Source organism: Caballeronia novacaledonica (genome assembly GCF_900258035.1).
Taxonomy (GTDB): domain Bacteria; phylum Pseudomonadota; class Gammaproteobacteria; order Burkholderiales; family Burkholderiaceae; genus Caballeronia; species Caballeronia novacaledonica.
In genome coordinates this window covers 1-16,286 of record NZ_OGTP01000044.1, presented here as the reverse complement: position 1 = coordinate 16,286, position 16,286 = coordinate 1, and the positions used below count along the sequence as shown (strand labels likewise).

Here is a 16,286-nt window from a genome sequence, read left to right as displayed (position 1 = left end):
CGAACAGGACCGTGAAACGACTCCACGCCGATGATAGTGCGGATTCCCGTGTGAAAGTAGGTAATCGTCAGGCTCCTCACGCTGCAAACAAAAACCCCACCCCGCAAAGGTGGGGTTTTTGCGTTGGAAACGCGCGATAACGATCACACAACTTTGTGAATCGCGGATTGCTGGTAATTTTCGATGCCGATCTTGTCGACGAGGCCGATCTGAATCTCCAGCCAGTCGATGTGATCCTCGGTGGCATCGAGGAGTTCGACCAGGATCTCTCTCGATACGAAATCCCGCACCGATTCGCAATAGACGATGCCTTCCTTGCATTGCGCTTGAGCCGCTTTCTCGAGTTGGAGATCGTTCTGGAGTACTTCGAGCGTATGCGTGCCGATGGCTAGCGGATGAAGATCCTGCAAATTCGGCATGCCGTCGAGCATGAGAATGCGTTCGATCAGCTTGTCCGCATGCGTGAGTTCGTCCATCGATTCGTTGTATTCGTGCGCGCCGAGTTCCTCGAAACCCCAATGCTTGTAGAGACGCCCGTGAAGAAGATACTGGTGCACGGCTGTCAGTTCGTTCTTCAATTCGGCGTTGAGGTAGTCAATCACTTTCGGATCGCTCTGCATTCCCGTCTCCTGCCTTGTCGCGTTGGCACACACTCAGGATAGACCCTGAGCGATGACAGGCCGACAACGAGACTTATTTTCATTCGCGGCGAAATTTTGTCCATATTTCGTCGAGTCGCGATTCAACCGGCAGTCGCACGATAAGCCACCGCGTCGCCTTCGATCGAAAAATGAACCTGATCGTCGATGCGCGGCGCACGAAATCCCGGCCCGCAGGCGACGACCGTACAATCTTCCGCCCGTTTGAGCCGGAGCGTGACGAGCGCATCGTGGCCGTTTAAGCCAACGTCGATCACGATCGCCTCTCGCGACGCGAATCTGTTCCGGCCGGATCATCCTGTGATTTTCATGCCTATAATCCAGGCGCGAGAAGACCGAGTCGCACCCAGTACGCCCTTCGAAGAACAACAAGGAGAGACGTCGTGCCCCGATCAAACCGTATCCGTTTCAGTCCTCGTGCGCCCAGCGCGAGCCGGCGGCAGTTCCTCGGCGCGGCCGGCGCCGGCATGCTCGCGACAATCCTTCCGGGTTGCGGCAGCGATCACTCCGATTCACAGCCCTATCCGCAGACGGTCGCGATGGGGCAACAGGCCATTCAGCAGGCGATTTCCGATCCTGCGAATCCCGTCGCCGCGATTTCCGTGGCCATGCTCAAGGGCGGCAACGTGTTCTGGCAGCAGGCGTTCGGCGTGTCGTCGGTGCCGAGCCAGACCAAGGCGACGAACCAGACGCGCTTCAATATCGGCTCGGTCAGCAAGCTCTTCGCGGCGCTCGCGGCCGCGATTCTTCAGGATCGCGGGCTGATTACGCTCGATACGCCGATCGTCCGCTATCTGCCGACGTTCACGATGCTGTCCCCCGAGTACGCGCAGATCACGACGCGGCATCTGCTGTCGCACTCGTCGGGATTGCCGGGCACCAATTCACGCAATCTCTTCACCTTCGCGCCGGTTCCCGGTTACGCAGCCGACACGCAAGCCGAACTCGCGAATACGCATCTGAAGCATCTGCCGGGCGAGCTCGCCGTGTACTGCAACGACGGCTTCACGATGGTCGAGCAGATCGTCCTCGCGATGACCGGCCAGAGCTTTGCGAGCTTCGTCGAAGCGAATATCCTCGCGCCGCTGAAGATGACGAATTCGAGCTATCTCACGGCCGTGCCGAACGAAGGTTCGTTTTCCTATCCTTTTGAGAACGGCACGCAGTATCAGGAATTCGTGAATGCGTACGCGACCGGCGGACTAAGCTCGACGCCCGGCGACATGATGAATCTCGCGCAGATGATCATCGGCGGCGGTATGTTTCAGGGACAACGCGTGGTGTCGGCGGCGGGCATTGCGCAGATGGGCGTGGATCAGTCTGCCGGACTCCTGATCAATCCATCGCCGGAGTGGCGCTGGGGTCTCGGCTGGGATTCGGTGCAACAGCCCGCGCTCCAGGCCGCGGGCATCCTCGGATGGGAAAAGGACGGCGGGACCGCGTTCTATTCGAGCGAGTTCTTCGTGGTGCCGCAGGCGCAACTGGCGCTCATGGTGACCGGCAATTCGGGCTACGACGCGCGCAAGCTGGCGGAATCGCTCGTTCTGTCCGCGCTGAAGGAAGACGGCACGATCGCCTCGCTCCCGGCCAAGGTCAGCACGACGCCGCCGCCGGCCGCATCGGCGCCGGGCATCGCGAATGCGGGCGGCATCTACGGCAACTCGGATTCTCCGTTGCAGGTGATCGCCAATCCGGACGGCAGTCTGCAATTGAATCAGTGGAACGGTCCGGCGCGTGCGTGGAAGCAGGTCGGCGCATACCAGTATCGCAGCGACGGATGGTGGTGGAGCAACACCGATACCGCGTCGTATCGTTTCATGGTCGTTTCGGGAACGGACAGCGAAGGCAACGCGTTCACATATCGCTATGTGATGAAGCGCGTCGTGCCGGGCGCGGGCTACGCGTATCTCACGCTGCCGATCGGTCAGCAGCTCGCGCCGCTGACGCCGCCCGACGCGGCGTGGCAGCAGCGTATCGGCACGCAATGGACCTTGACGAACGATTCGCCGACGGCCGTGCCGATCGTCATCCTCGGCAATCCGCCGGCCTATCTCACCACGTTGACCGAACTGCCGGGCTATGTCCTGTACGGTAACGAAGACCTTCGATATCAGCTTTTCGTGCCGCTCGCGGACGATCGCGGCGGCATGTCGGTGAAGGTGCCCGGCAATTTCGGCCGCGATCTCTACGAGATCCGCTTCGGGTCGTCGAGTAGCACGACGTTGACGCTGGGCAGTTCGATTTACGACAAGGCGTGAGGCTTCCGCGCGCGTCGCCACTTCGATTACATGCGATGTAATTGGCGCAACGCGCGGCCGCTTCTACTCTATGGCTTTCGCGCCTCCATTCCGGTCGCGCGCAAGCCAAGGAGATACCATGTTCAGCTATCCCGTTCACACGATCGACACCGCGCCCGCGCAATCCCGGCCCGTGCTCCAGCAATTGCAGCAGACGTTCGGCCTGATCCCGAACGTCGCGGGCACGATGGCAGCGTCGCCGGTGCTGATCAAGGCTTTCATCGGAGTGTTCGAGCGCGTGCATGCGAGCAGCCTGACCGAGCCGCAGATTCAGACCGTGCTGTTGACGAACGCCGTCGCGAACGCGAGCGAATGGCCGGTCGCGTTCCATACGGCGCTCGCGTTGAAGGAAGGCGTGCATCCCGCCGACGTCGATGCGATCCGGCACGGCGCCTTGCCCAACGATGCCAGTCTGGCCGCGCTGTCGGCATTGGCGCGCGCGTTGATCGACAAGCGCGGTCACCTGGCCGAGTCGGACCAGAAACGCTTTCTCGAAGCGGGTTTCGATACCGCGCAGATGCTGGAGGTCATCGCGGTGGTTGCGGCATCGACGATCACGAATTACACCAGCAGCATCACGCGGCCGCCGCTCGAAGCGCAGTTCGAGGCGCTCGCCTGGCATGCGCCGGCAGCGTGAGTCTGCTTCGTCCATCCAACCCGATACGGGAGATTCGATGAACGCCATGCGTCCCGATCCGAATGCCGCGTCGGGCGAACTCGGTGATCTGCTGCGCTATTGGCGCGATGTGCGCGGCATGAGCCAGCTCGGTCTGTCACTCGAGGCCGGCGTGTCGCAACGTCAGATCAGCTTCATCGAAAGCGGGCGCAGCGTGCCGGGCCGGGACACGTTGCTGACGCTCGCGCAGACACTCGACGTGCCCCTGCGCGAGCGCAATGCGCTGCTGCTCGCGGCGGGCTACGCGCCCGTGTATTCGGAAGCACCGTGGAACGCGCAGGAGATGCACGGCGTCGTCCGCGCGCTCGAACGGGTCGTCCGTCAGCACGAACCGTTTCCGGCGATCGTGATGGATCGCCACTGGAACGTGCTCATGACCAACGCCGCCGCGCCGCGCTTCTTCGGCTGTTTCATCGACATGGCCGCGCGTGAAGGTCCGCGCAACATGCTGCATCTGATCTTCGATCCGAAAGGGATGCGCCCATTCGTGGCCGATTGGGAAACCGTCTCGCGAAGCCTGTTGCAGCGCGTGTATCGGGAATCGGTCGGGCGCGTGGTCGACGACGGCACGCAAAGTCTGCTCGACGAACTGCTCGCCTATCCGGATGCGCCGCGTGACTGGAAGACCCATCACGGCCGATCCGCCGCGCCCACGATGCCCGTCATTCCGATTTGCTTCGTCAGCGAAGGCGCCGTGCTTCGCTATTTCTCGATGGTCACGACCGTCGGCGCACCGCAGAACGTCGCGACGCAGGAACTGCGTCTGGAATGCATGTTTCCCGCCGACGACGAAACCGAAGCACGCCATCTGCGATTGCTCGCCGCACATTCGACACAGCGCTGAAGTCGTTCCCGGTTCGATATCCGGCTGAGCGATTCAACGACTTGCGGCGCGATGCGTGCGTCGGGCGTCGAGATCCTTGACGGCGGGGAAAACATCCTCGTCCCACGAATCCAGACCATAGGACCGAAGCACCAGATTTTGCGCGACGAACACTTCGAACATCGGCGTGCCCGGTCGCAGGCGCTGCGCTTTTTGATTTTGTTCCGACAGCCAGCGAAGTTCCTGAGGATAGTCCTCTGGCTTCTCGTTGCTGGCTATCGACGCGCGCTCGACGATGAAAAGCTGCGTGCCGGGATGCGTGCGCGCCCAGGATTTGAAATGCCCTTCGCCGGCGAAAGGCCCCTTCCAGCGCACGCAATACTTGCAGTCCGGGGCGGAGTGAACGACCAGCGTGATGACTTCGTCTTCGGCCACCCAGACGTCTCTCGCTTTGGACCCTGGCACTGCGCTGTGCACTTCATCGGGGAAGCGCGCATTCAGTAACAGCACGGCCGCCGCAAGCAGCAGCGTTGCAAGCACACACTTCACAGCCGCTTTCATGGAGTTGCGCATGATGACCTCGCAAGGCCGATTCGCACTTCAATTCGCTTCGCGTCCCGTCGCCAGAGAAGGCTTTCGCTCTTCGACGCAAACCATCTCTTCGTACAGTTCGACGTAGGCGTTGATCATCGCATCGAGACTGAACTTCTTTGCATGCTGACGCAGCCGGTCATGCACCGATGGATCGTCGAGCATTGCGCTTGCCTCGTGAATCTTGCCGATCAATGTCTCGGGGGAAGCGACGTCGAAAAGGAGATTCGAACGCGGTTCGATGATTTCAGGAATACCGCCCAGGCTCGATCCCACCACGGGCACGCCATGTGAATACGCTTCGAGCACCACCAGCCCGAACGGTTCGTTCCACACGGACGGCACCACGAGAATATCGATCTTGCTCAGGAAATCCGGCGGATCGACTCGCCCGAGGAAATTCACGCGCGGGTCCGCGTATTTCGCCTTGATGTCTTCGACGTAATCCGGATCGCCGCTTCCGCCCACGGCAAGCGTCCAGTCGAGCGTCCGGTCCGCGAGCAACTGTTCCAGCAAGAGCTCGATACCTTTCTCGGGCAGCACGCGCCCCAGCATACCGAGTCTCAATGGCGCGTTGCCGGTTGGTCTCGAATGCTGCTCGCCTGTTGAATCCCTGGTCGGCGTGAAGCAGTTGTTGATGACCGTGGTCTTCGCGGCCCGCGAGAAGAAGCCGCTTTCGACATGCTTCTGCAGCACGAAGCCGCTCACGCCAACCGCCGCGTTGACCTGGGCGGACGCGATCTGCTTCGGCTTCGCATACAGCGAGCACACGCCGCATTGACTCGGGCACGGCTTGCCGCCGGTGAGCATGGTCGCGGTGGGGCACAGCAGGTAGTAGTCGTGGATGGTGTGCACGATCGGCACGCCTGCGTTGCTCGCGACGCGCCATGCATCGACGGAAAGACAAGAGAGGTTGGCCGTATTGACGACGTCCGGCTTCTCGCGCCTGATGATATCGGCGAGCTTGCGTGACATGGCCGTATTGCGCACGTCGATCGCGTGCCAGATGAGCTTGGCGACGCGGGAATGCTCGCCCGGCGCATGCGGCCAGTAGAGATTGCTCGATCGCAGGCGATAGACTTTCGCGCCGTTGATTTCTTCGCTGCGGTCTTCGCCGACGCCGGTGGCGCAGACCACGCACACCTCCACGCCGGCCTTGACCAGTCCTTCGGCAAGGAGTCGCGTCGCCACTTCGGCGCCGCCGACCTCGTCTGGAAAATATAACGTGTTCGCGATCAGTACTTTCACGGCGTATGAGGAAGATGCGGGTCGATGCGAGCCGACAGCGTGGCGGTCTGGAAGACTTCACGCGGGCGACAGCCTGATGAGCGCTTCCCGATGATTCGACGGCTCGTGCGTTCCTTCATGTGTCGCGGCTCCGATGATGGCAGCGTATGGCCTGACAGTTGACAATTGACGGTTGTCGCCGCGACGTCTCGCTGTGCGGACCAGTTTACCCCATCAAAGATAGAGTTATTGCAGTTTTTAGCTTGCGTGTTTCTGCTGACTTTCCAGATTCCTTAAGAATCGAAAATCGATAAGGGCCTCGACAAAAGTACGTCCGGACTACGGACATACGACGCGTGGGATCGCCTGTTCGGTGAGCACGCTTTCGTACAACGCCCGGTAAGCATCGACCATGGCCTCCACGTTGAAGCGCGCGGCGTATTCGCGCAGACGAAGGTGCACGTCCGGGTCTTCGAGCATCGCGACGGCTTCGTGCAACTTGCCGATGATCGTCGACGGACGCGCCATGTCGAACACGAGGTTCGTGCGCGGCTCGATGACTTCGGGAATGCCGCCGGTATTCGCACCGACAACAGGCACGCCGTGCGAGTACGCTTCGACCGTCACGCGGCCGAACGGTTCGTTCCAGATCGAAGGCACCACGAGAATGTCGATGCTATTGAAGAATTCGTCGGGATTCACGCGGCCAAGATACTCGACGCGCGGATCGTCGTACTTCGCCTTGATCGACTGGAGGTAGTCCGCATCGGCGTGGCCGCCGACGGCGAGCGTCCATTGCAGCGTATCGTTCGCGAGCAGTTGTTCGAGCAAGACTTCCAGTCCTTTTTCTCGCGAGACCCGCCCGAGCAAGCCGAGCCGCACCGGACCGCCCTGATAACGGCGCGTGCGTTGCGCCGAGGCCGAACCATCGTTCGACTCGCACGCGTTGTAGATGACCGCCGTGCGTGCCGCACGCGAAAAGTACCCGCTTTCCAGGTGTTTTTGCAGCACGAAGCGGCTGACGCCGACAGCCGCCGCAACACGCGCCGACGCGACGCGCTTCGGCTGCGCATACACCGCGCAGACGCCGCATTGCCGCTGGCACGGCTTGTCATGAGAGAACATGATGGCCGTCGGACACATCAGATAATAGTCGCGCGCCGTATGCACGATCGGCACGCCGGCATTGCGCGCGAGCCGCCAGATATCGACGGAGAGACAAGACAGATTGCTGGTGCTGATCACGTCCGGCTTTTCGCGCGAGATGATGCTGGACAGCTTGCGCGACATGATGACGTTATATACGTCGATGGCATGCCAGATGAGCTTGGCGACGCGGCCGTGCTTCTCTCGCACATGCGGCCAATAAAGATTCACCGAGCGTAGCCGATACACCTTCACGCCGTTCACATCGTCGACGCGGTCGGAGCCCGTTCCCGTCGCGCAGACCACGCAGACTTCGATGCCCGCCCTCACCAGACCCTCGGCGAGCAGTCGCGTCGATATCTCGGCGCCTCCCGGTTCGTCCGGAAAGTAGAGCGTGTTCACGATCATTATCTTCACGACGTCGAGGTCTCCCTGCAAAGGCCCATTCAGAAACACGGCGGTGCGAAGTGCTTTCAGGATTCTATTGTCGAGGACACGATGAAAAGACCCCGTGAATCCAGGCGCAAAGTTGAATCATCATACGCGACGTCAGATGAAACTACGTCGTGTTCGAAGCATGATGCTCACGGTGCCTGACGACTTAATGTCATACCGTGCTCATCTCTGCCATGACAGATACTCGTGCAAGCGCATGTTCGCTGCGGATGGAGAAGACTGCGCTATGAAAAACATAACAGTTTGCGAACCATCGTTCAATGCAGTACCGCACAGACACGCGTGGGGAAATGGGGGAGCGCATGCCTGAAGCACGACAGATGTTCAGGCAATACGAAGAACGCCGCGGCTTGCGCCACGGCGTTCTTCGGCGAGCTTACTGCGGCTCGTACCAGGAATACGTCGGAAGCGTCGTCAACGGCGTGCCGATCTGGAACGTGATATCCCGCAGCGAAGTCAGCACGATGTTGCGCGGGTCGCCCATGTATCGGCGGACATCGCCGTTATCGTTGATATAGACCACGATATTGCCCGTGATACCCGCGACGTTCGTGCTGGAGAGCGGCTGTCCCCAGATATCGAAAACCTCGCCGAGCGTGAATGTCTTCAAGTTCGGTGTTTCGATATGGATGATGCCGGTGTTGTCGTGCACATGCATCTCATAGTTGCACTGGGGCAAGATGCCGACGTTCTTCGGGAACGCGAGCCATTGGCCGTCCTTGAAGATGGCGATATGCGAATGCACGTGGAAGGTTTCGGCCATGCCCGCCGCGCAAATCACGCCATCCACCGGCGCGCCCGTGCCGCCGGTCGCCGTATTGCCATCCGGCCAGAACGAACTGCCCACGACGCCGCCGTAGACGAGCGTCGTGACCGTCGATGTGAACGGCGGCGGATCGGTCCACGTGTAGGTCGCGATCTGCGCGGGCGGCGTTCCCACCACGAGCGTCACTTCGCTGTGGTCGGACAGCGAGAGACTCGCGAGATCGCCGGTGTACTTCGTAAGCGTGCCGCCCGTGTTGACCCATGCAGTCACGTCGCCCGTGAGGCCGGCGACGTTGGTCGTGCTGAGCGGCTGACCCCAGACCGCGAAGAACTGACCGAGCGTGTACGAACTCGTGGACGTCACGTCCATGCGAATCTTGCCCGACGTGTCAGCCGTGTGAACCGGATAGACGCAGCCCCGCTGCAACGCCATGGTCGGCGCCACCGTGCCGATGTTCGCCGGTAACGCGAGTTGCTTGCCGTCCTGATAGATCGACAGATGCGCGTAGGTGTACTTGCTGCCCGCGACCGTGCACGTGAGGTTGCCGAGCGCCTGGCCGGTGCCGCCGGTGGCGGTCGAGCCGTCGGTCCATTGCGCGGTGCCGAGCGTCGTGCCGTCGAGGACCGGGGTTGCCGCGGCGAGCGTCGGCGTGGTGTTGGTCGGCGTAGTGGGCGTAGTGGGAGTGGTTGGCGTAGTGGGCGTAGTGGGCGTCGTAGACGGTGTGCCCGACCCGGTATCGCCGGAATTCGTCGGCGTACTCGAGCCGTTGCCGGCGGTGTTGCTACCGCCGCCGCCACCGCCGCAAGCGGCCAGCAGTGCGAGCGCCGCGGCCGAGAGTGCGCCGGTCATCCAGCGAGTATGTCTGTGTTTCTCTTTGAGCATGTGTCGTCTCCGCCCCTTGGATGGATTTCTGAAGGTGCTGCGGGCTGCACTGCGGACGCATGCGCGATGCATGCGTGACGTGCATCCGGCATCGGAAGCATCGCGAACCGCTGCCGAGCAATAAGACGCTCGTTCGTCGAGACGGTCCCGATACGATTGATGCAAGTGTTGACGTCTGTCGCTGCGACGTTCGGTTGAACGACCGAATGCGGATCGGTCGGGCGCACGCCGTTGAAGTTCAGCGACTCATCGAAAGAGAGAAACCGGTCCGGCGTCTGTTTTGCCGGCCAGAGGCAATGTAACGTCGATGTATCGTGGTCGCAAGCAAAACTACCGTTGGATACGAGTTCCGATAGCGCCGTTGACGGGTGTGTGCGCTCGCGCACATACGGAGGGTCGACGCTTCAGCAGAAAATTCAGGGTGTGATCCGAGTACCGTCCTTCAGCAAAACAACGCCTCGATAAACGCGGTACGCTCAAGGCGCAGCCAAACATGGGCGAGAGCGATTTCGTCCGACGTAAAAGAAATTGGAGGCGAGTGAATGACTCTTTCAAAGTCGCTGATTCACAGTGTAAGGGATTTGTTGCCCGATAACCTTTATCTGAGCATTTATCATCGTCGCAGGATCGGGCGCTTTCCCAAGATGCGCAATCCGACGACGTTCAACGAAAAGATCCTGCGTCGCTGCCTCGAACCCGATCCACGCTTCGGCGATCTCACCGACAAGCTGAAGGTGCGCGAATACGTAGCCGGAAAGATCGGCGGCGAATATCTCGTGCCGCTCGCTGCGGAGCCGTCGGATTTCACGAGGGATGTCTTCGACGCTTTGCCGTCGGCCTTCGTCATGAAGGCGAATCACGGCAGCGGGTTCGTCCATCTCGTCAAGGACAAGAGCCAGACGTCGTTCGAAAAGCTCGATGCCTTGGCGAAAAGCTGGTTATCGACCGACTTTTACGCGATCGCGCGCGAACGACATTACCGCAAGATAGAACGGCGCATTTTCTTCGAGGCACTTCTTACCGAACCGGATGGCAAGGTTCCACCCGATCTGAAGTTTCACGTCTTCAACAAGCAATCGGGCGATCCGAAGATTTTCATCCTCGTTATCACGGACCGCTTCGGCGAATCCACACGCGGCGACATATACGACGCCGACTGGAACCGTCTCGACATCTCGATAGGCCACTACAAGCCCAGCGAAGCGCCGGCCCCGCGGCCGGAGAAGCTGGACGCGCTGTTGGCGGTTGCTCGCAAGCTGGCGAGCGATTTCGAATTCGTGCGTGTCGATCTCTACGATTCGAACGACGCCATCTATTTCGGTGAACTGACTTTCACGCCCGGCGCGGGAATGTTTCGGCTGCGGCCGGACAGGGTGGATTACGAGTGGGGCAACCTGATGTAGATCGCGCTGCGGAACGTGGCGCGCGGGCGGCCTATTCGAGCGCCTGCGCGCCACGCCATACGCGACACTGCTGGCGCACCACTTCATGCAGGGAATCGTGCGTGCCGTAGATTCGACGCAGCCACATGGCATCGCTCAAACCGGAAGTGACGGTGCGCCTGACGATGTCGAGTCCTTCCTCGGCGCCGATCACTTTTGCGTGGCTGGCGATCGCGTCCAGCGTGGCGAGAATCTCGGCCCGGATGGTCCCGCTCTGCCCGGTTTCCGGATTCACGCATGTTCCGTCGAGGCCGAAGCGGCAAGCCATGAAGCGGTTGGTTCGATACACTTCGTAATCGCGTTCGCTTAAGCGAATGGGTTTGTCGAGCAGAAGATATCGCGCGAGCGCCTGAATATAAGCGGCAATCGCCGCTGCCCATTCGACGCGCAGCGGCGTGTCCATCACGCGTACTTCGACCGTGCCATAGCCTGGGCTTGGACGAATGTCCCAGTAAAAGTCCTTCAGACTTTTGACGAGGCCCGTGTTGGTCATGCGTTCGAAGTACTCTTCGAACGCGGACCAGCTCGTCATGAACGGCGCTTGCCCCGACAAAGGGAATGGAGCGACCGAATTGAGCCGCGCGCACTGAAACTGCGTATCGCTTCCCTGTACGAACGGAGACGAAGCCGCCAGGGCGATGAAGTGCGGGACGTAACGCGATAACGAATGCAACAGGACGAGCGCGGAGTCGGGATCGGAACAGCCTATGTGCACATGCTGGCCGAAGATCGTGAATTGCTGGTAGAGCGCTCCGTACAGTCCCATGAGGTATTCGGAGCGCTCGCGGCCATCGGAGCGTTGGTCGAACCAGTTCTGAAAGAAATTCGTGCCTCCGCCGCACACGCCGACATTCAGGAAGTCGGCTGCCTTGACGAGCGTATCGCGAAGAACCTGCAATTCGCTTCGCGCCTGATCGAAGCCCTTGCATATGCCGGTCGACAACTCGATCATCCCTTCCGTCGTCTCGGGGTTGATCGCCCCTGCAAAGGTCTCTTCCTTGACGCGATTCAGCAGCTCCGTCGTCGCCTTCGTCAAGTTGTAGTCGTGCGTGTTGACGACCTGAACTTCGAGCTCGACGCCAATCGTGAACGGCTCGGATGACGCAAATGGCTGCAGCATGGGATGTCCTGTCGCACGGAGTCGAAGGTCGATATCGGCGCTTCGATTCTACGCGAGTCGGCTCGAATCCATGAGACCCCTGCACAGACGGACGTGCGATTCTCAGTCCGCCAGCACGTTCGGAACCCACACGCGGCCTTCCATCAGCACGCGCGCGCTGCGGCTCATGACGGCCTTCTTCACCTGCCACTCGCCATTCGATTCAACCGCTTCCGCCCCCACGCGCAACGTACCCGACGGATGCCCGAAGCGCACCGACTGACGCTCGCCGCCGCCCGCCGCGAGGTTCACGAGCGTGCCCGGAATCGCCGCCGCCGTGCCGATGGCGACCGCCGCCGTGCCCATCATCGCGTGATGGAGCTTACCCATCGACATCGCGCGCACGAGCACGTCGACGTCGTTCGCGCCGATGCGCTTGCCGCTCGATGCGACATACTCCGCCGACCGCGCGACGAACGCGATCTTCGGCGTGTGCTGACGCTTGGCGATTTCATCGAGGCTCTTGATCAGGCCCATGCGCAGCGCGCCGTATGCGCGAATGGTTTCGAAGCGCTTCAGCGCCGCGTCGTCGCCGTTGATCGCGTCCTGCAGCTCGGTGCCTTCGTAGCCGATGGCGTCCGCGTTCACGAAGATCGTCGGAATGCCCGCGTTGATCATCGTCGCCTTGAAGGTGCCGACGCCGGGCACTTCGAGATCGTCGACGAGATTGCCGGTCGGGAACATCGCGCCTTCCGCGCCTTCTTCCTCCGCGGCCGGATCGAGAAATTCGAGCTGCACTTCGGCGGCGGGGAACGTGACGCCGTCGAGTTCGAAATCGCCGGTTTCCTGCACCGCGCCGCTCGTCATCGGCACATGCGCGATGATCGTCTTGCCGATATTCGCCTGCCAGATGCGCACGATGGCGATGCCGTTGTCCGGCACGCGCTCCGGATCGACGAGGCCGCTTGCGATCGCGAACGGTCCGACCGCCGCGGAAAGATTGCCGCAATTGCCGCTCCAGTCGACGAACGGCTTGTCGATCGCGACCTGACCGAAGAGATAGTCCACGTCATGACCGGGCCGCGCGCTCTTCGAGACGATGACCGTCTTGCTCGTGCTCGACGTCGCGCCGCCCATGCCGTCGATCTGCTTGCCATACGGGTCCGGGCTGCCGATGACGCGCAGGAAAAGCGCGTCGCGCGCGGGGCCGGGCACGCGCGCCGCTTCGGGCAAGTCGTTCAGGCGAAAGAAGACGCCCTTGCTGGTGCCGCCGCGCATGTAGGTCGCGGGGATCTTGATCTGAGGTGCGTGTGCCATGTGATTCGTGTCCTTGGTTGAATGTCAGGCCGCTGCCTTCGACGACTCCAGGAAGTCCTGAGCGAAGCGTTGCAGCACGCCGCCGGCTTCGTAGATCGAGACTTCTTCGGCTGTGTCGAGCCGGCACGTCACCGGCACTTCGACGCGCTCGCCGTTCGCGCGATGCATCACGAGCGTGAGATCCGCGCGTGGCCTGCGCTCGCCGATCACGTCATAGGTCTCGGTGCCGTCGATGCCGAACGTCTGCCGATTCGCGCCCGCCTTGAATTCGAGCGGCAGCACGCCCATGCCGATCAGGTTCGTGCGATGAATGCGCTCGAACCCTTCCGCGACGATCGCCTCGACGCCCGCGAGCCGCACGCCTTTCGCGGCCCAGTCGCGCGACGAGCCTTGTCCGTAATCCGCGCCCGCGATGATGATGAGCGGCTGCTTGCGCTCCATGTACGTTTCGATCGCTTCCCACATGCGCGTGACGCGGCCTTCCGGTTCGATGCGAGCGAGCGAGCCGTTCTTCTGCTGACCATCGACGATCGCCATTTCGTTGATGAGCGTCGGATTCGCGAAGGTCGCGCGCTGCGCCGTCAGATGATCGCCGCGATGCGTCGCGTACGAGTTGAAGTCTTCCTCGGGCAAGCCCATTTTCGCGAGGTATTCTCCGGCCGCGCTGTTCGCGAGGATCGCGTTGGACGGCGAGAGATGGTCCGTCGTGATGTTGTCGCCGAGCACGGCGAGCGGACGCATGCCTTCGAGCGTGCGCTCGCCCGCGAGCGCGCCTTCCCAATACGGCGGACGGCGAATGTACGTGCTTTGCGCGCGCCAGTCGTAAAGCGGGCTGATGGCTTCGCCGCTCGCGGCCGTCAGCGCGAACATCGGCTCGTAGACCTTGCGGAACTGCTCGGGCTTCACGCTCTGTTTGACGATCGCGTCGATCTCTTCGTCGCTCGGCCAGATGTCTTTCAGATACACGGGCTGGCCGTTCTCGCCGATGCCGAGCGCATCGCGTTCGATGTCGAAACGGATCGTGCCCGCGATCGCATACGCGACGACGAGCGGCGGCGACGCGAGAAACGCCTGCTTCGCATACGGATGAATGCGGCCATCGAAGTTGCGATTGCCGGAGAGCACGGCGGTCGCGTACAGATCGCGATCGATGATTTCCTGCTGGATCGCGGGATCGAGCGCGCCGGACATGCCGTTGCAGGTCGTGCACGCGAACGCGACGATGCCGAAGCCGAGTTGCTCCAGATCCGGCAGCAAGCCGGCTTCCTGCAAATACAGTTCGACCGCTTTCGATCCCGGCGCGAGCGACGACTTCACCCACGGCTTGCGCGTGAGACCTTGCGCATTTGCATTGCGCGCGAGCAGCGCCGCCGCGATCACGTTGCGCGGATTGCTCGTGTTGGTGCAGCTCGTGATCGCCGCGATGATCACCGCGCCATCCGGCATCTGACCAGGCGTTTCTTCCCATTTGCCCGCGATGCCGCGCGTGGCCAGTTCCGACACCGGCAGGCGCTTGTGCGGATTCGACGGACCGGCCATGTTGCGCACGACCGTCGAGAGATCGAAGCGCAGCACGCGTTCATATTCGGCGTGCGCCAGCGAATCAGCCCACAGTCCGGCAGTTTTCGCGTAGTGCTCGACGAGGCTCACTTGCTTGTCGTCGCGGCCGGTGAGACGCAGATATTCGATCGTCTGCTCGTCGATGTAGAACATCGCGGCAGTCGCGCCGTATTCGGGCGCCATGTTCGAGATCGTCGCGCGGTCGCCGAGCGTGAGGCTCGACGCGCCTTCGCCGTAGAACTCGAGATACGCGCCGACCACTTTTTCCTTGCGCAGGAATTCGGTGAGCGCGAGCACGATATCGGTTGCCGTGATGCCCGGCTGATGCTTGCCGCTCAACTCCACGCCGACGATATCCGGCAGCCGCATCCACGACGCGCGGCCCAACATGACGTTCTCGGCTTCGAGCCCGCCCACGCCAATCGCGATCACGCCGAGCGCATCGACGTGCGGCGTGTGGCTGTCGGTGCCGACGAGCGTATCCGGATACGCGACGCCATCGATCGCATGGATCACCGGCGACATGCGCTCGAGATTGATCTGATGCATGATCCCGTTGCCCGGCGGAATCACGTCGACATTCTTGAACGCCTTCTTCGTCCAGTTGATGAAGTCGAAGCGATCTTCGTTGCGCCGGTCCTCGATTGCGCGGTTCTTCGCGAACGCATCCGGATCGAAGCCGCCGCATTCCACGGCGAGCGAATGATCGACGATGAGCTGCACGGGCACCACGGGATTCACTTTCGCGGGATCGCCGCCCTGATCGGCGATGGCATCGCGCAGTCCCGCGAGATCGACGAGCGCGGTCTGTCCGAGAATGTCGTGACACACGACGCGCGCCGGGAACCACGGGAAATCGCGTTCCCGCTTCCGTTCGACGAGCTGCATCAGCGACGCTTCGAGGGTCGCCGGATCGCAGCGCCGGACGAGATTTTCCGCGAGCACGCGCGAGGTGTAGGGCAGCTTGTCATAGGCGCCCGGCGCGATGGCTTCGACGGCTGCGCGCGCATCGAAGTAATCGAGCGAGGAGCCGGGCAGGGGTTTGCGGTTTGCAGTATTCATCGCGGTGTCTCGGTCATTGCATGGTCTTTCAGATGCCACGCTCGAAGGGTATGGTGGGGAAAGCCCCTTCGTCAGGAATTCGGGCTATTTTAGGCGCCATTTTCAAAAAAAGTCCCGTCGCCGGGTGCGGCGGCGGGACCGACGGCGTTACGTCGAAGGGCAAGCCATGCGCTTCAGGAACGCTTCGCGAGCGGCACGAATTCGAGATTCTCCGGTCCGGTGTAATTCGCGCTCGGCCGGATGATCTTGTTGTCGATGCGTTGCTCGATGATGTGCGCGGCCC

General features: G+C 61.6%; 13 protein-coding genes. 4 read left to right on the top strand and 9 right to left on the bottom strand.

Annotated elements, in window-relative coordinates; genetic code table 11:
- Positions 1-143: 143 nt before the first annotated feature.
- Positions 144-620 (bottom strand): bacterioferritin, encoded by a 477-nt coding sequence (gene bfr, locus NOV72_RS31260; protein WP_106858376.1) that lies wholly within the window; start codon positions 618-620, stop codon positions 144-146.
- Between the two features lie 122 nt (positions 621-742).
- Positions 743-916: a hypothetical protein gene (locus tag NOV72_RS32520; RefSeq protein ID WP_181291208.1), complete on the bottom strand. Its 174-nt coding sequence runs from the start codon at positions 914-916 to the stop codon at positions 743-745.
- Positions 917-1,042: 126 nt separating this feature from the next.
- Between NOV72_RS32520 and NOV72_RS31255 the strand changes: the two genes are divergently transcribed.
- The 3 genes from NOV72_RS31255 to NOV72_RS31245 all read left to right on the top strand — a co-directional run bounded on the left by NOV72_RS31255 (position 1,043) and on the right by NOV72_RS31245 (position 4,476).
- Entirely contained in the window at positions 1,043-2,917 is a 1,875-nt protein-coding gene (locus NOV72_RS31255; RefSeq protein WP_483862444.1) for a serine hydrolase domain-containing protein, read from the top strand.
- A 118-nt stretch (positions 2,918-3,035) separates the two neighbouring features.
- A complete protein-coding gene (locus NOV72_RS31250; protein WP_106858374.1) occupies positions 3,036-3,593 on the top strand; it encodes a carboxymuconolactone decarboxylase family protein in 558 nt (185 codons plus the stop codon).
- 37 nt (positions 3,594-3,630) lie between these two features.
- Entirely contained in the window at positions 3,631-4,476 is an 846-nt protein-coding gene (locus NOV72_RS31245) for a helix-turn-helix domain-containing protein (protein WP_106858373.1), read from the top strand.
- A 33-nt stretch (positions 4,477-4,509) separates the two neighbouring features.
- On the opposite strand, the gene NOV72_RS31240 is transcribed toward NOV72_RS31245, so the two are convergent.
- From NOV72_RS31240 to NOV72_RS31225, 4 genes are all read right to left on the bottom strand, one after another.
- Complete coding sequence (locus NOV72_RS31240; RefSeq protein WP_106858372.1) at positions 4,510-5,028, bottom strand: hypothetical protein; 519 nt, start codon at positions 5,026-5,028, stop codon at positions 4,510-4,512.
- 27 nt (positions 5,029-5,055) lie between these two features.
- Positions 5,056-6,294, bottom strand: coding sequence for a glycosyltransferase family 4 protein (locus NOV72_RS31235; protein WP_106858371.1), 1,239 nt, complete (start codon positions 6,292-6,294; stop codon positions 5,056-5,058).
- Between the two features lie 318 nt (positions 6,295-6,612).
- Positions 6,613-7,827: a glycosyltransferase family 4 protein gene (locus NOV72_RS31230; protein WP_106858378.1), complete on the bottom strand. Its 1,215-nt coding sequence runs from the start codon at positions 7,825-7,827 to the stop codon at positions 6,613-6,615.
- A 424-nt stretch (positions 7,828-8,251) separates the two neighbouring features.
- Positions 8,252-9,523: a hypothetical protein gene (locus NOV72_RS31225; protein WP_245933230.1), complete on the bottom strand. Its 1,272-nt coding sequence runs from the start codon at positions 9,521-9,523 to the stop codon at positions 8,252-8,254.
- A 542-nt stretch (positions 9,524-10,065) separates the two neighbouring features.
- Here NOV72_RS31225 and NOV72_RS31220 point away from each other — a divergent pair.
- Complete coding sequence (locus tag NOV72_RS31220; RefSeq protein WP_106858370.1) at positions 10,066-10,926, top strand: ATP-grasp fold amidoligase family protein; 861 nt, start codon at positions 10,066-10,068, stop codon at positions 10,924-10,926.
- A 31-nt stretch (positions 10,927-10,957) separates the two neighbouring features.
- Here NOV72_RS31220 and NOV72_RS31215 read toward each other — a convergent pair whose 3' ends face one another.
- From NOV72_RS31215 to acnD, 3 genes are all read right to left on the bottom strand, one after another.
- Entirely contained in the window at positions 10,958-12,085 is a 1,128-nt protein-coding gene (locus NOV72_RS31215) for a YbdK family carboxylate-amine ligase (protein WP_106858369.1), read from the bottom strand.
- A 102-nt stretch (positions 12,086-12,187) separates the two neighbouring features.
- Positions 12,188-13,381, bottom strand: coding sequence for a 2-methylaconitate cis-trans isomerase PrpF (prpF, locus tag NOV72_RS31210; RefSeq protein ID WP_106858368.1), 1,194 nt, complete (start codon positions 13,379-13,381; stop codon positions 12,188-12,190).
- Between the two features lie 24 nt (positions 13,382-13,405).
- Positions 13,406-16,003, bottom strand: a complete 2,598-nt coding sequence (gene acnD, locus NOV72_RS31205) for a Fe/S-dependent 2-methylisocitrate dehydratase AcnD (RefSeq protein WP_106858367.1) — start codon at positions 16,001-16,003, stop codon at positions 13,406-13,408.
- Between the last annotated feature and the right edge of the window lie 283 nt (positions 16,004-16,286).

Excerpts from the sequence above, each read along its gene's own strand:
- bfr (WP_106858376.1), bottom strand. The coding sequence starts at position 620 with ATGCAGAGCGATCCGAAAGTGATTGACTACCTCAACGCCGAATTGAAG.
- NOV72_RS31250 (WP_106858374.1), top strand. The coding sequence starts at position 3,036 with ATGTTCAGCTATCCCGTTCACACGATCGACACCGCGCCCGCGCAATCC.
- NOV72_RS31245 (WP_106858373.1), top strand. The coding sequence starts at position 3,631 with ATGAACGCCATGCGTCCCGATCCGAATGCCGCGTCGGGCGAACTCGGT.
- NOV72_RS31240 (WP_106858372.1), bottom strand. The coding sequence starts at position 5,028 with ATGCGCAACTCCATGAAAGCGGCTGTGAAGTGTGTGCTTGCAACGCTG.
- NOV72_RS31230 (WP_106858378.1), bottom strand. The coding sequence starts at position 7,827 with ATGATCGTGAACACGCTCTACTTTCCGGACGAACCGGGAGGCGCCGAG.
- NOV72_RS31225 (WP_245933230.1), bottom strand. The coding sequence starts at position 9,523 with ATGCTCAAAGAGAAACACAGACATACTCGCTGGATGACCGGCGCACTC.
- NOV72_RS31220 (WP_106858370.1), top strand. The coding sequence starts at position 10,066 with ATGACTCTTTCAAAGTCGCTGATTCACAGTGTAAGGGATTTGTTGCCC.
- NOV72_RS31215 (WP_106858369.1), bottom strand. The coding sequence starts at position 12,085 with ATGCTGCAGCCATTTGCGTCATCCGAGCCGTTCACGATTGGCGTCGAG.
- prpF (WP_106858368.1), bottom strand. The coding sequence starts at position 13,381 with ATGGCACACGCACCTCAGATCAAGATCCCCGCGACCTACATGCGCGGC.
- acnD (WP_106858367.1), bottom strand. The coding sequence starts at position 16,003 with ATGAATACTGCAAACCGCAAACCCCTGCCCGGCTCCTCGCTCGATTAC.